The sequence below is a fragment of the Halobacillus sp. B23F22_1 genome (assembly GCF_043497005.1).
Lineage (GTDB): Bacteria > Bacillota > Bacilli > Bacillales > Halobacillaceae > Halobacillus_A.
Genome location: NZ_JBIEKE010000003.1, coordinates 160,985 through 175,197 on the forward strand (window position 1 = coordinate 160,985; position 14,213 = coordinate 175,197).

Here is a 14,213-nt window from a genome sequence, read left to right on the forward strand (position 1 = left end):
ATTCATACTTACTCAATATAGCAACAGGTCCATATCAATATCAACCTTGATGCTTAAATTTTTCGGCCATTTACGTAATTGAGCATTTTAGGAAATTTAAATTGACTTCATCTCGAACTATGATAACATAATAACATATACTAAATTATAATTATTATAATCTATCCTCTTCCTAATTTTACCAATCGCACTAGGCAGACCACTATTTCTGATTTTTCAGGAGGTGAAAATATGTCGATCACCAGTTTTTCTCTTAAAAAAAGTCAGTTCGTTTCCCAAAAGAACTTCTTGTTCTCCCATAAATTCTTTAAACATATTGAATTAATAGCTGCTTTATCCAGCGGCCTTCTTCTGCTCGTCGCTGCCATTTTTTCTAACTCTTTACCTTCTGCCGTCTATATTTCACTACACCTCGCAGCTTTTATTATCGGCGGATATGCTAAAGCTAGGGAAGGCATAACCGAAACTATTAAAGAAAAGCAATTAAATGTAGAATTATTAATGATTCTCGCCGCCATTGGAAGTGCATCGATTGGATATTGGACTGAAGGCGCTATCCTGATCTTCATCTTTGCCTTAAGTGGTGCACTTGAAACTTATACAATGAACAAAAGCGATAAGGAAATCGCCTCGCTCATGGACCTCCAACCCAACACAGCTTGGAAATTAACCCCTCAAGGCGTTATAAACGTGGAGACTCATACGTTGCGAATCGGGGATCAAATTTTGATTAAAGCTGGAGAACGCATTCCTTCAGATGGAACCATTACTAAAGGGAGTACTACCATTGATGAAAGTGCCATTACAGGAGAATCATTTCCTGTAACTAAAGAATATGGGAAAGAAGTTTTTGCTGGAACGGTAAATTTAAATGGGAGCATCAGTGTGGAGATTACAAAGTTAACAGAAGATACTCTCTTTCAAAAGATTATTCAGATGGTAAAAAAAGCACAGAGCGAAAAATCACACACACAGCTTTTCATTGAACGATTTGAAAGCACATATGTTAAAGTCGTGCTTATTGCAGTTGCATTTATGCTTTTCTTACCTCATTACGTATTTGACTGGTCATGGATTGAAACGGTCTATCGTGCCATGATTTTGTTAGTTGTGGCATCCCCCTGTGCCTTAGTAGCTTCGATCATGCCCGCTACTTTATCTGCCATTTCAAATAGTGCCCGTAACGGAGTCCTTTTTAAAGGCGGTATGCATTTAGAAAATCTTGCTCACATTCAAGCCGTTGCTTTCGATAAAACAGGTACATTGACTAAAGGTGAGCCTGAAGTGACTGATGTATGGTTCAGGGAAAACTTGAAAACTCAACGCATCCTTTCTGTCACCCTATCCATAGAGGAACAGTCCAATCACCCCCTGGCCAAAGCCCTAGTCACCTATACCAATCAGTATGAGCCCAAACAGCTTTCCATTCAACATACAATAGATATACCAGGGAAAGGGATCAAAGCGGAAATTGACGGAGAGAGTTGGTTGGTAGGAAATGCAGAAATGGCGAAGCCGGACAATTCGGTTGCCGCCTATGCCGAGAAATTAGCCAGTGAAGGTAAGACTATTGTTTTTGTAGCCAATTCAAAAGAAACGGTTGGATTATTTGCTTTAAAAGATACCGTGCGTCCCGAAGCCAAGAAATTAATTGCACAACTCCAGAAAAATAAAATCTATACTTTAATGCTCACAGGAGATAACCCTACTACAGCAAAAGTTATAGCTGAAGAAGCAGGCATTGATCATTATGTTGCGGAGTGCCTGCCTCAGGATAAAGTGAACGAGCTGCAATCTCTTCGCGTCCTTTATACCCAGATTGCGATGGTAGGAGATGGTGTTAATGACGCCCCTGCTCTAGCCACAGCCAATGTAGGTATAGCGATGGGTGAAGGCACAGATGTAGCTTTAGAAACGGCTGATCTTGTACTCATGAAAAACAATTTATCTAAGCTTACAGATTCCATTACTATTTCTCATCAAATGAATAAAATTGTTAAGCAAAATATTATTTTTTCCATAAGTATCATTATGATTCTTATTGTTAGCAACTTTCTTCAGGCTCTTGACCTTCCTTTAGGAGTCATTGGCCATGAGGGAAGTACAATACTTGTAATATTAAATAGCTTGCGCCTGCTTCGATAAAAAAGAAGATATTAGGCTATCTTCCAAGCTTGTGAAGAAACTCCGTTTTCTGCCGCCAGGAGCGACGGCCACTTGAGGTCACTGAAGAAGTCCTACCTAACCTTAAAGAACCTCACGAATCGCTTGTCGGAGCGAAGAGTTGTCGATGCCAAGCTCTTCAGCCAACTCTCTGTAATTAATGGGTGCATTCAAATAGCGTTGGACCCATCGTGTTTTCTTTCAGGGGAATACTTTTTCATGTAGGAACCTCCTAAGGTTAGCTCGTGTCCAACAATAGGGGTGCAGTACAGTTTTCACAAGGAGACTCGGGCGATCGTCCGCGGAAGCGAGTGGTATTTGTCCGCACAGACGCACAAAAAAAGCTTGTAGGAAAACATGGGGTTTCTCTACAAGCTGAGATAACCTAAAGGCTATCTTCTTTTATACGGATGTCGACCTTTATGCTTTTTATGAATAAGAGCGTTGATTTCTCCACCTATTAAAATAACAATGCCTGATAAATAAAACCAAATCATCAAGACGATCACCCCGCCTAAGCTTCCATAAGTGGCTGAGTAATTACCAATATTTTCTACATAAAAAGAGAAAAGCAAAGACACTAACTGCCATCCCACCGTAGCAAACAAAGCTCCGATAGTAATTTCTTTTATTTTCATCGGCTGATCCGGCGCCATTAAATATAAGAATGAAAGTACAATAAAAAACACAATGGAGGAAATAACCCACCTCAACGTTTCCCATGCTTGCAGAAAGTCTTCAGATAAGCCAAAATTGGAAAATACGTATACACCAATAGCACTTCCTAATACCGGGAGTAAGAAAGCTACACCAATTACCACAATCATAGCTATGGTTAACAATATAGATATCACTCTTGATACAAAAAATGACCGCTCTTCCTCTGCACTATGAGCACGGTTAAAAGCTTTAATCAAAGTGTTAACCCCGTTTGAAGCTGCCCACAGAGTGCCTAGAATACCTATAGATAACAGCCCGCTGTTGCGGTCCCTTAAAATCGCTGTTACATTTTCCGAAATTAATTCATACGTATCTTGGGGAGCATAAGTGCTGATTAATAATAGTGCTCTTTCTTCATCAATGTTTAAATACCCCAATAAGGTGATCAGAAAAATCATAAAGGGAAAGAGAGACAGTAAAAAAAAGTATGCCAGTTGAGCTGCAGATCCTGGGACGTCATTATCACCTATTTGTTTAAACAGCTCTTTACCAAAGCGTATCAAATTCTCTTACTCCCCCTTTGCCTATCCACTTACGATGCTTCTTTAGAATTGTCTACCGATTCTAATTTATTATTCACCTTCTCGTCCATCTCTCCTATTTTATTTAATGCATCCTCCGCCTTTTTTAGAAGTACTAATATTTCATCAATTCCGTTATTCAATTTCTTAGAAAAGGATTCATAGCTCAATCTTAAGTCATGGATAGCTTCAGATGGCTGCTCTATATAATTTCGGCAGCAATTTCCTGCCCCTTTAGATTTACTCATTACATATTGACGGGTATTTTTATCAAACAGGACGATTGCCCCTCCGATAAGTGCTCCTGTTACAATTCCTGTGATCAATTTATTTTCTGCCATTATAATTCCTCCTTTAATTTCTGTTTTTTTATATGTTCTAATAAGCTTTGGCAGCCAGTTTCAACCAACTCATACACATGATCAAAGTTTCCTGTAAAATAAGGGTCCGGTACATCTTTTTCATCCTCATCCTTAACAAAATCCATAAACAGCTTAACTTCCACATCATTTTTCTCTCTAATCCCATTTAAATCGGATAAGTTTTGCTGATCCATTGCAATAATATAATCAAAACGATCCCAGTCAGCTGCTTCTACCTGCCTGGCTGTCATTCCCTCGTAAGTAATAGTGTTCTCATCAAGAATATTACGAGTTCCTTTATGTGGGATTTTCCCTATATGCCAGTGCCCGATTCCTGCTGAATCGACCATAATTTCTTTCTCTAAGCCCTCTTTTTCAACCAATTTTCTAAATACTGCTTCAGCCATTGGAGAGCGGCAAATATTCCCTAAACAAACGAATAAGACTTTAATCATCTTTATATTCCCCCATCATTCCCAAATCATATCATTTTCATTATATCATGAAAAAACTAGCAAAATTACACACAAAGTTACTTCCCTTCGTGTACATTATAATATTTCTTAACCTAAACCTTTTCATATTAAACCAAATATTTATAACTATATTTGGAATTAAGCTTGACATTCTACAAGAATTTTCGGAATATTTTATATATATACATGCTTTTATTACTATTTTAGAGGGGGATGAAAATGGGAAAAGTGGGTGCAATTCACAGCTTTCTAGATGCAGCAAGTGCCTTCGTTTGGGGGCCTGTCTTACTGATTTTACTAGTAGGTACAGGGGTTTATTTAACACTTAGGCTTGGCTTTCTACAATTTAAAACCTTACCCTATGCACTAAAACTTGCTTTTAAGCCTGGCAAGCAGCAAAAAGACGAGAAAGGCGATATATCTCATTATCAAGCTTTAACAACAGCTCTAGCAGCTACCATAGGTACTGGTAACATTGCCGGTGTAGCTACAGCAGTCGTGCTTGGGGGGCCTGGAGCTGTATTTTGGATGTGGATCACAGCCGTTTTTGGAATGGCAACGAAATATGCAGAGGCTATCTTAGCCGTAAAGTACCGTGTAACTGATAAGAACGGTAAAATGTCTGGTGGTCCAATGTATTACTTAGAACGAGGTCTGAAACAGAAATGGTTAGGCGTCTTATTTGCTTTATTTGGAGCATGTGCTGCATTTGGTATTGGAAATATGGTTCAATCGAACACAGTTTCTGATGTAATGGACTCTACATTCAGCATAAATCCATGGATAACAGGTATTTTATTAACTATCTTTGCTGCCTTAGTTATTATTGGTGGAATTCAAGGAATTGGAAGAGTTACAGCATTTTTCGTACCTATAATGGCGGTTTTTTACGTGGTCGGGGCACTTATTATAATTATTTTAAACCTTGATTTAGTCGGGCCGGCATTTGGTACAATTTTCTCTGATGCATTTTCTGCAAACGCTGTTGGGGGAGGTATCTTAGGTACCGTTATCCGTTACGGTGTTGCTCGTGGTGTATTCTCCAACGAAGCGGGTCTTGGTTCAGCTCCTATCGCTGCGGCCGCTGCTCGAACAGACTACCCTGGGCGTCAAGCCTTGGTATCAATGACGCAGGTATTTATTGATACTATTCTGGTTTGTACAATGACTGGGTTAACAATCGTTATGGCGTTTGGTACTGATTATAATAGTGACGGTGCAGATTTAACCACTAGTGCATTCCAACTATTTTTAGGAGATATGGGGATGTACATCGTCACATTCGGAGTCATCTTCTTTGCTTTCTCCACAATCGTCGGATGGTCCTATTATGGAGAGAAATGTTTCGGTTATTTAACGGGGGATCGTGCGCTGCCTGTTTATAAAATTGTTTTCGTCTTATTTGTTCTCGTAGGAGCTGTAGCCCAGCTGGATACCGTTTGGCTATTTGCAGATGTTATGAACGGCTTAATGGCCTTTCCAAACTTAATCGGCCTTCTTCTCTTATCAGGAGTAGTAGCGGCTGAAACGAATAGATTTTTAAAGGTTGCCAAACAAGAAAAAGAAGAAGAAAAACGCGAACGTGCCAATGCCCAATAATTTTAAAAAGCCCGTCGTTCTAAAAAAGAATGACGGGTTTTTCTTATAATCGATATTCAGTCTTTATACTTAACAACTTTTCAACTTTTTCAGGAGGAAGGGGTTTACTATAATAATACCCTTGATACGTTTCACACTGGTTTTCTTTTAAAAAGGTTAATACTCCTTCACATTCTACCCCTTCCGCTATCACTCCGAGCTTAAAAGCATCTGCCAGCTGAATAATGGCTTTAACAATTTCAGCATCGCTTGGATTGGTTCGCACACTTCTAATAAAGGTTTGATCAATCTTTAAATAATGAAGAGGAAATTGCCTTAAATAACTTAAAGATGAATACCCCGTCCCGAAATCGTCCATGGAAAGTGTAACTCCTAACACTTTTAAGCTCTGCATTGTCTTCATGCATTTTTCTGTATTTTGCATCACACTACTTTCAGTTACCTCAATTTCAAGAAACTTAGCAGGAAGTTCTGTCTCTCTTAACACTCGTTCAACCTTTTCTGTAAAATGATGCTGTTGAATTTCAGAAGCTGAAATATTCACGGCGACGCGCTCAGGAGCAAATCCACGATCTAACCACTTTTTATTTTGCCTGCAAGCCTCATAGAGCACCCATTCATCAATTTGGGCAATGAGCCCGATTTCTTCAGATAAAGGAATAAACTCACCAGGTGAGATCCACCCTTTTTCCGGGTGTTTCCATCTTACTAACGCTTCCAGTCCATTAATATAACCAGTCGTAACATCCACTTTTGGTTGATAATGAAGACTAAGCTCGTTGCGAAGAAGGGCTTTACGCAAGGCGCTTTCTAAAGAAAAAAGTTGATTGTAAGATTCATTCATCTCCTCTGTATAGGCTAAAATTCGATATCCTCCATGAACTTTGCAATAATGATTGGACATATCGGCATGAGCAATTAACGTCTGGGAAGTGTCAGCATGGTAAGACGTGGAAGCGACTCCTATACTTAAGGTGACAAATATTTCTTTCCCTGATATTGTAATAGGCTGTCTAATATTATCAAGAACCTTCTCTCCAAGTTGAAGTAAATCTAAGTCTTGCACATCGTCAGTTACCAGGATCATATACTCATCGCCAGACAAACGATACAAGTACATGTGATCACGTAAACATGATTGTAAGCGCTGGGCAATGATTTGAAGCACTTGATCTCCTGCTGCATGCCCTAAAGCATCATTGATATACTTAAAACGATCAATATCACAATACATGAGGGTTATGTGAGGGGAAGCAGAGGGGATATCAATCATCTGCTCTAAACCTGCGTGGAGTTTGCGCCGATTTGGCAGGTTTGTAAGAGGATCATGATCAACCATATACTTTATTTTTGTTTCAGCTTTTTCATACAAAGTTATTTCTACTGTACTTCCAATAATTTCTGTTATTTTTTCCTTTTCCTTAACGGGTGATAAGGTTGTGTGAAAATAACGATTATTGTAACAATGCTTATAGGAAAGTGTCTGGCCTTGAAAGGCTTTTTTATATTGTGACTTATAGAATAAGGCTTGTTCAGTACCAAAAAGTTCACCCAGTGACCTCCCTTTAACTACGTCTGACGTTAACCCAATATCGTGTGCAAGTTTTCCTTCAAACATAACATAACAATACTCTTCTAAAGTTTCGTCATATTTAACCTTAAACACTAAATTCACTAAAGCATCCATAGTTCTAGAAAAATCTGCTCTCAACTGTTCCGTTGTTTGTAATTCTTTTCTCAAATATAAAATCTCTTGAACATATTCCTTTACCAGCTCGTGATACCGTTTTAGTGTTTCTTGATAAGAAGGAGCAGTTGAAAATTTAACCAGCTCTTGATATAAGCAATTATTTTCAGCAAGCAACTTAAATTCTTTCACGTAATTACCCTCCAGAGCAGTATGACGTAATTATTCCTTCTTCTCCTGTAAAATCCTTGTCTTAAGTAAGAGGCTGGATGCATTCAGGACCTTCGTTTTTGGCCGAATTAACGTAAGTGCTTACCTGTTCAGCATAGAGGTCATCGATTGTTATTTGCTCAATAAATTTGGCAGCATCTCCCGGCTGCCATTTCACTGGTTCGATCCAATGTTTTTGAGACTCTTTCGGCAAGACAACCGGCATCCGATGATGGATACCTTTCATGAATTCATTGGCTTCCTTTGTGAGAATTGTGCACGTGAACCGCTCTTCTTCTTCCGTTTTCCAGTGATCCCATAGACCGGCAAAAGCAAATAATTCACGATTTTTCGGCATTATACGAAAAGGAACTTTATCTTTGTCCTCTTTCTTCCACTCGTAAAAACTATCGGCAATGATTAAGCAACGTTTGGCAGCCATCAAATTTTTAAAGCTTGGCTTTTCGTGGGCAGTTTCACTGCGTGCATTAATCATCTTATAACCTATCTTTTGATCTTTAGCCCATGACGGGACAAGGCCCCAGTGCATAAAACCTCCTCTCCGCTGCTTTCCATCGTCTATAATAGCTAATACTTTCTGGCCAGGTGCAATGTTATACCTGGGCTTAAATTCAGGTATCGGCACCTCTAAGTCGAACTCGCGCCGAATGTCATCTTCCTGAGCAGTTAGTGTATATCTTCCGCACATAACCTCACCCCTTCTCCGAAAATTATATTACCATCCTAATTTACGATTAACTTTTCCACTATACTGTTGAAACACTTGATTACTTTGCATTTTCCGACGTTCCATTAACATATTAAATCTAAGTTTCTTTTCCGTAAGCTGTCTTTTTCCCGCTTCAAGGCTGTCCTCGCTTTCAGCTAACAATTCTTCCAACTTTACAATTTCTTTTTTCAGCTGCATTTCCTCTGGGAGCATGTTGGCATTTTTCAAAATCCGATAACTATTTCGCATATCGTCCGGCACATAAGCTAACTCATCTTTTGGAAGTGGTTTTCCTTTACCAGGAAGATTATCAAAATCACCTTGCTGAATCGACTGCTTAATCTTCTCTTCAATTAAATGACCGAAATCCATTTTTCATCCTCTCCTTTATTTAGATAAGCGTCGTTCTATCGACGCCCGATCTTCTTGAGGAAAAGCATCTACTTGAAGAATCCTCTTTATCTTGTCATGATCAAAAGGATTGTCATACTTCACATTATTGACATCCGCTACTGTTACTCCATTGGAGTCCTTCGATTTTAGAATAACGTCATCCCCAGCTTTGACATATCCCTCTTTTAAAACGCGAAGATAGAAACCGGTAAAACCTGTACGCTGCACTTGCTTAGGAAAATCATCAATCCCATGAGTCCGAGCAATGATATAGCAGGGTTTACGCGGCTTTGTTACTTGTAATTCTGCCTCTCCAATTGAAAAAACATCCCCAATGTTCGTAGTACGCTCATCAATTCCTTCTACCGTTAGGTTTTCTCCAAACGAAGGGAAAGGGAAGGAACGACCATATTCTTTTTCAAAAAAACGATAATGCTGAGCAGGATAAAGACACACGGCCTGGTCTACTCCCCCGTGATGTTTCTTATCCGCTTGCTCATCCCCTTGAAAGTTTAATTTACTTAAAAAAGTCGGTTCACTTACTGGTCTTTTTCGATAAGCACTCTCTAATTCTCCTTTATCTGTTTGATAACGTTCAGGTCGTCCTACATTTAAAGAGCAAAGCTTATACTTCATCGATTATCCCCTCTCTCCACTTTTGAATCCATGCAGGCAGAAAATCATAGCTCCAGGCATCCGCAGGGTAATCAACAAATAAGTCTTCTCCATTCTCATACAGCACCTGGATCAATTCGTTGACAGCTCCAAAATAGGAATCATATAAAAACTCATAACTAAATGGTTCTTCCGGCAAATGCTTTTCTGCACAAACTTTAGGATCAGAGTAATTTAAATACGTGCGGCACGGAACAGGTCTTACTTCATAAGCCATACAGGCATGAGTAGTCGGGTCAAGCATTGGGCACGGCAAGTTTAATTTCTTATAATCAAGTTTCACATCTTCATCCGTATGATCCAGCGCAAGAGCTTGGTTCAATTTATGAGATTGACTTGCGTAATAGTTTCCCCAATGGTCGTAAATACGTTCCTTTCGCTCTTGAGAAAAATTCTCTATTGATCGAAATAGCATTTTAGCTTCCATTTTGCTTACAATAATCGGAAAGTAACAGCAGAAAGCACATCCTTTAAAACAGCTTGGTGTCATGTCTACATGTTGTTCCATTCGACCTATTTCATGGTTTACTTCTGTTAACAGCCGTTGAAATCCTTCTAAAATCACTTCTTCTGTGTCGTTCTCACTATTTAATAATTCATCAACTATATTATCAAAAACTTGAGGGTCTAGTTCATATGTTTCATTTATCTTATTTGATTTCTCTACAATTTCTTCTTGTCTTAAATACCTGTTCATGCGGAAAACTCCTTGTTAACTGGTTACATTTATTATACACCTGGGTAAGGCTTACAGACTAGAGGGAAGATAGCCCATAAAATTCCTCTTGTAATAACCCCCATAAAATAAGTAGCATGGGAGAAGAAATATATAAGAATCTGTCATCTTTGGAGGTACGTCTACATGTTATCAACTGCAGAAATAGGAATTGATTTAGGTACAGCTAATATACTTATTTACTCAAAGTCAAAAGGAATCTTATTAAATGAACCGTCCGTTGTTGCTTATAATACCGAAACAAAAAGCGTTGTTGCCGTTGGAAAAGAAGCAAAAGAAATGGTAGGAAAGACTCCGAGAAATATTATACCTGTCCGCCCGCTTCGTGATGGAGTCATCGCAGATTATGATATGACAGCACAGATGCTTAAGGAGCTTATGAAGAAAGTGAGCCGCAAATCCGGTGTTTCAATGCGTAAACCAACCGTTGTTATTTGTACACCTTCTGGCTCCACTTCTGTTGAGCGCCGTGCTATCCATAACGCTGTTAAAAGCTATGGAGCTAAACAGGTACATTTAATCGAGGAGCCCATCGCAGCTGCTATAGGTGCAGACCTTCCTGTGGATGAACCTGTGGCAAATGTTATTGTAGATGTTGGCGGGGGTACGAGTGAAGTTGCCATTATTTCGTTTGGCGGCGTTGTATCCTGTCGTTCTATTCGTATGGGCGGCGATGTAATGGATGAAGAAATTATTCAATACGTGCGTAAAGCCTACAATATTTTAATCGGCGAACGTACAGCTGAACAAATTAAAATGGAAATCGGCTATGCGCTGGTGGAGCACCCCGAAGAAAAAATGGACGTCCGTGGGAGAGATATGGTTACCGGACTTCCAAAAACAATTGAACTCTCTTCTCACGAAATTCAATCAGCTCTTAAGGAATCACTTGAACAACTGCTTGAGACGATTCGAGCTACGTTAGAAGACTGCCCGCCAGAATTAAGCGGCGACATTGTAGATCACGGAGTTATTTTGACAGGTGGCGGTTCACTTCTTAAAGGAATGCAGGAGTGGCTTTCTGAAGAAATTTATGTCCCGGTTCATATGGCTCCCAGCCCACTAGAATCAGTAGCGATCGGTACAGGACGATCCATAAAAATGATTCAAAAACTCCAAAAAGCAGCTAAATAACGAAGTGCATTAGTAGACAAAGAGAAAGAATTCAAATACGCTTTCAGTTGTAGAGACTAACTTATAATAAGTTAGTCTCTTTATTTATTGTAGAATTAAAGGGTTTCAAGGAGAATTTGGCGAAATTATAGGAAGTAAGGTATTGTTTAATACAAAGGAGTTCGAATAATCTTATGAATCGCACTACTATTTTAAAATGGCTTTCAGGAGTCTGCGAAGGCTTGTTAGCCATTCCAATTGCAGGCGGAACTTTTATCGTCAGTATGTCATGGACGCCCCTATTATTTATGTTTGCCCTTCACACGGTTACACTTATATTATCAATTAGAGACGCTCGCTTTAGTGCCGGGAGTATATTGGGCATGATTACGAGCTTTGTTGGCGCCATCCCTATTATAGGTTGGGTAATGCATTCAATTACAGCTCTTGTGTTACTGATTGATGCAGCTATTGAAACAAAAAAATGAGATTTGCGATGAGGTGATGACAATATTTGTTTCATTGTACATTTTTCGTGTTCACAAGAATCAAGTTCCTCGGTTTGTTAAACTGATAGAGGAAGTGAAACTTCTTTTCGTTTCTTATGATGCAAGACCTTTCTTATTTGAAGAAGATGTGCTGACAGGAAAGCAAGGTTCAATGGGGTTGCTTAATCTATTCGATCTAAAGGATGATGAAGTAGTGTATCTAGGGAAAATAGAATTTGATTCAAAAGCTCACTATGAGGAAACGATGAAGAAATTAGAGCAAAATGAATTCAAGAATCGTTATTATGAACGATTTCGTGAAGTAGTTGACTTCTCCTCATTAATTACGTCCACCTTTCAAGATGCAGAGGCAGAAGTGTAACTTACGGCGTTCACATTAAGGAGAGTGACTTTTATTTATACCATAATCTGTTTTTTCAGGGTAAAAAAGAAACGAGTAGAACCCTTTTTGAAAATGTCAAAGAAAACAGGTGATATCCTTCTTTCTCATGGAACACTCGATCACAGCATTTATTACTCTAGTGAACTTACCGGCAATCAAGGCACCATGGGAATACTAAATTTATTTGAATTAGAAGAAGATGAAGAATTAATGCTTGGCCAAAGCGTTTTTAAAGATGAAACCCATTACTATGAAGTTATGAAGAAAACAGGATCTAATGATATGATTGCTTACTTAAATCAGCACATTAAAGATATTATTGAAATGGACAAAGTGATTAGTTCCAAATTTAGATTAGTATAATTCTAGGGGGAGTCATGATGAAAATCGTTGTCTTAGGAGCAGGAGCATTAGGAGCATATTATGGAGCCCGCTGGGAGGAAGCAGGCCATGAAGTGATCAACCTGGTACGAGAAGGCAGAGCCGACCAACTGCGTACGCATGGTCTTACTTTACATAGTAAAATGGGAAATTATGAAACCCCAAATGTAACGATCGCTGAAAGCCCTGAAGAAATTCAAGAACCAGATCTTGTCTTTTTATCCGTTAAAGGATATCATCTGCGCGGAACGATTCCATGGCTTAAGGAACTCGTTCAAAAAGGAGCCAAAGTGCTTCCTGTATTAAACGGTGTAGAGCATTTGCCTATATTGCAAAAAGAACTTGGCGAGGAAGCTGTCATTGGTGGATTAGCTTACATTATCGCGACGTTGGATGAAAGCGGTCATGTGCAGCATACAAGTACGTTTCACGATTTAGTTTTTGGTCCTCTCCACCCTTCTCAACAACAAATTTGTGAAGAGATTGGAATTGCGTGTAATCAAGCAAATATGGACGGAAAACAGAGCGCAAATATATTAGAAGAAATTTGGAATAAATACATGTTTATCACTGCATTTTCTGGAATTACGACCGCTACGAACTTACCAATAGGAGATGTCAGGCAGTACCCAGAAACGTTTATCATTTCTAAAGAAATACTACAAGAAATGAAGACACTTGCAAACGTTCATAACATCCATTTAACCGATGAGCAGGTAGAAAATGCGTTTGAAAAGCTCAATGGGTTTGATCATGAAATGACCTCTTCCATGCATCAGGACCGTCGCAAAGGACTTCCTTTAGAAGTAGAACATCTTCATGGCGGTGCGTTGAGATTAGCCGAGGAACACGCACTTGCTTTACCGTATATTCAAACCATTCACGCTATGATCAAGCCTTTTGAAAGTTATCAGAAATAAGAAAACGCCGCTAGCCATTTCAGCCAGCGGCGTTTTCATTCAGGTAAAGGTTCGGCTTTAGGACGTTTGCCATTCTGCAACTCTCTTATACTGAGTCCAAAATCCATTTGAAGGTGAGGATAGTCTCGGAACGACTCCCAGTCTCCTCCCCAATCAAACCCTAATTGTTTAGCTATATCAACAACTTCCATCCAGTCAGACTTACCGCTGCCATTTCCATCTCTTTCCGTATCCCATATCGCTTGGCCGTCATCTGTCTGTAAAGCAAAATCAATAGCAAGTCCATAATTATGATAGGATTCTCCACCTTCAGCATACGTTACAACATCCCCATCTTTAGATCGCCCTCGTTCATAGATTTCATCTTGTTCTTCCAACGTCCGAAGTTCATCTGTGATCACGACATCAATTCCTATATCTGCTGCCTCTTCAATGAGTTGATTTTTCTTTTGTTCTACAGTGGGATGGAGTTGATCAGGAAGTTCTCCGTTTTCAACATTATATACACCTGCTCGACGCTCTTGAATTTCAATAAGTGAATAAACCGTTATCCCAATAGATAAAAAAAGGAACAGAAACCAAACGGTCTGATTAAAGATTGCTCTCACATCAAATTTTCCTCTCTTCGAAAAGAAT

Annotated in this window: 16 protein-coding genes; 7 read left to right on the forward strand and 9 right to left on the reverse strand. The window is 39.2% G+C overall.

Going from position 1 to position 14,213, the window contains the following annotated elements; translation table 11 throughout:
- The first annotated feature begins 231 nt into the window (after nt 1–231).
- The gene (locus tag ACGTNH_RS15910; protein ID WP_394587918.1) at nt 232–2,145 is read left to right on the forward strand and encodes a heavy metal translocating P-type ATPase; all 1,914 of its coding nucleotides are present in this window, start codon (nt 232–234) and stop codon (nt 2,143–2,145) included.
- A gap of 410 nt (nt 2,146–2,555) precedes the next feature.
- Here ACGTNH_RS15910 and ACGTNH_RS15915 read toward each other — a convergent pair whose 3' ends face one another.
- From ACGTNH_RS15915 to ACGTNH_RS15925, 3 genes are read right to left on the reverse strand one after another with little or no spacing between them, the layout of a single operon-like run.
- A complete protein-coding gene (locus tag ACGTNH_RS15915; protein ID WP_394587919.1) occupies nt 2,556–3,386 on the reverse strand; it encodes a YihY/virulence factor BrkB family protein in 831 nt (276 codons plus the stop codon).
- Nucleotides 3,387–3,415: 29 nt separating this feature from the next.
- Entirely contained in the window at nt 3,416–3,745 is a 330-nt protein-coding gene (locus ACGTNH_RS15920; protein ID WP_394587920.1) for a YtxH domain-containing protein, read from the reverse strand.
- Entirely contained in the window at nt 3,745–4,221 is a 477-nt protein-coding gene (locus ACGTNH_RS15925) for a low molecular weight protein-tyrosine-phosphatase (RefSeq protein WP_394587921.1), read from the reverse strand. The genes ACGTNH_RS15920 and ACGTNH_RS15925 overlap by 1 nt, the downstream gene beginning before the upstream one ends.
- 240 nt (nt 4,222–4,461) lie before the next feature.
- On the opposite strand from ACGTNH_RS15925, the gene ACGTNH_RS15930 reads away from it, so the two are divergent.
- Nucleotides 4,462–5,841: an alanine/glycine:cation symporter family protein gene (locus tag ACGTNH_RS15930; RefSeq protein WP_394587922.1), complete on the forward strand. Its 1,380-nt coding sequence runs from the start codon at nt 4,462–4,464 to the stop codon at nt 5,839–5,841.
- A 43-nt stretch (nt 5,842–5,884) separates the two neighbouring features.
- Here the strand turns inward: ACGTNH_RS15930 and ACGTNH_RS15935 are convergent, their stop codons facing one another.
- From ACGTNH_RS15935 to ACGTNH_RS15955, 5 genes are all read right to left on the reverse strand, one after another.
- Complete coding sequence (locus tag ACGTNH_RS15935) at nt 5,885–7,720, reverse strand: putative bifunctional diguanylate cyclase/phosphodiesterase (RefSeq protein ID WP_394587923.1); 1,836 nt, start codon at nt 7,718–7,720, stop codon at nt 5,885–5,887.
- Between the two features lie 61 nt (nt 7,721–7,781).
- On the reverse strand, nt 7,782–8,447 hold the full coding sequence (locus tag ACGTNH_RS15940) for an SOS response-associated peptidase (protein WP_394587924.1): 666 nt from the start codon (nt 8,445–8,447) through the stop codon (nt 7,782–7,784).
- Nucleotides 8,448–8,474: 27 nt separating this feature from the next.
- On the reverse strand, nt 8,475–8,840 hold the full coding sequence (locus tag ACGTNH_RS15945) for a DnaJ family domain-containing protein (RefSeq protein ID WP_394587925.1): 366 nt from the start codon (nt 8,838–8,840) through the stop codon (nt 8,475–8,477).
- 15 nt (nt 8,841–8,855) lie between these two features.
- Nucleotides 8,856–9,497: an MOSC domain-containing protein gene (locus tag ACGTNH_RS15950; protein WP_394587926.1), complete on the reverse strand. Its 642-nt coding sequence runs from the start codon at nt 9,495–9,497 to the stop codon at nt 8,856–8,858.
- Nucleotides 9,487–10,233 carry a YkgJ family cysteine cluster protein gene (locus ACGTNH_RS15955; RefSeq protein WP_394587927.1) on the reverse strand — a complete coding sequence of 249 codons (747 nt, stop codon included), beginning with the start codon at nt 10,231–10,233 and terminating at the stop codon, nt 9,487–9,489. The genes ACGTNH_RS15950 and ACGTNH_RS15955 overlap by 11 nt, the downstream gene beginning before the upstream one ends.
- A 165-nt stretch (nt 10,234–10,398) precedes the next feature.
- Between ACGTNH_RS15955 and mreBH the strand changes: the two genes are divergently transcribed.
- The 5 genes from mreBH (at nt 10,399) to ACGTNH_RS15980 (ending at nt 13,577) form a co-directional block, all read left to right on the forward strand.
- Nucleotides 10,399–11,406, forward strand: coding sequence for a rod-share determining protein MreBH (mreBH, locus tag ACGTNH_RS15960; protein WP_394587928.1), 1,008 nt, complete (start codon nt 10,399–10,401; stop codon nt 11,404–11,406).
- Between the two features lie 173 nt (nt 11,407–11,579).
- Complete coding sequence (locus ACGTNH_RS15965) at nt 11,580–11,873, forward strand: hypothetical protein (protein WP_394587930.1); 294 nt, start codon at nt 11,580–11,582, stop codon at nt 11,871–11,873.
- Nucleotides 11,857–12,255, forward strand: coding sequence for a DUF1428 family protein (locus ACGTNH_RS15970; RefSeq protein WP_394587932.1), 399 nt, complete (start codon nt 11,857–11,859; stop codon nt 12,253–12,255). Before ACGTNH_RS15965 ends, ACGTNH_RS15970 begins: the two co-directional genes overlap by 17 nt.
- A 93-nt stretch (nt 12,256–12,348) precedes the next feature.
- Nucleotides 12,349–12,639, forward strand: a complete 291-nt coding sequence (locus tag ACGTNH_RS15975) for a DUF1428 domain-containing protein (protein WP_394588505.1) — start codon at nt 12,349–12,351, stop codon at nt 12,637–12,639.
- A gap of 17 nt (nt 12,640–12,656) precedes the next feature.
- Nucleotides 12,657–13,577, forward strand: a complete 921-nt coding sequence (locus ACGTNH_RS15980) for a ketopantoate reductase family protein (protein ID WP_394587933.1) — start codon at nt 12,657–12,659, stop codon at nt 13,575–13,577.
- A gap of 35 nt (nt 13,578–13,612) precedes the next feature.
- Here the strand turns inward: ACGTNH_RS15980 and ACGTNH_RS15985 are convergent, their stop codons facing one another.
- A complete protein-coding gene (locus tag ACGTNH_RS15985; RefSeq protein WP_394588508.1) occupies nt 13,613–14,176 on the reverse strand; it encodes a M15 family metallopeptidase in 564 nt (187 codons plus the stop codon).
- Between the last annotated feature and the right edge of the window lie 37 nt (nt 14,177–14,213).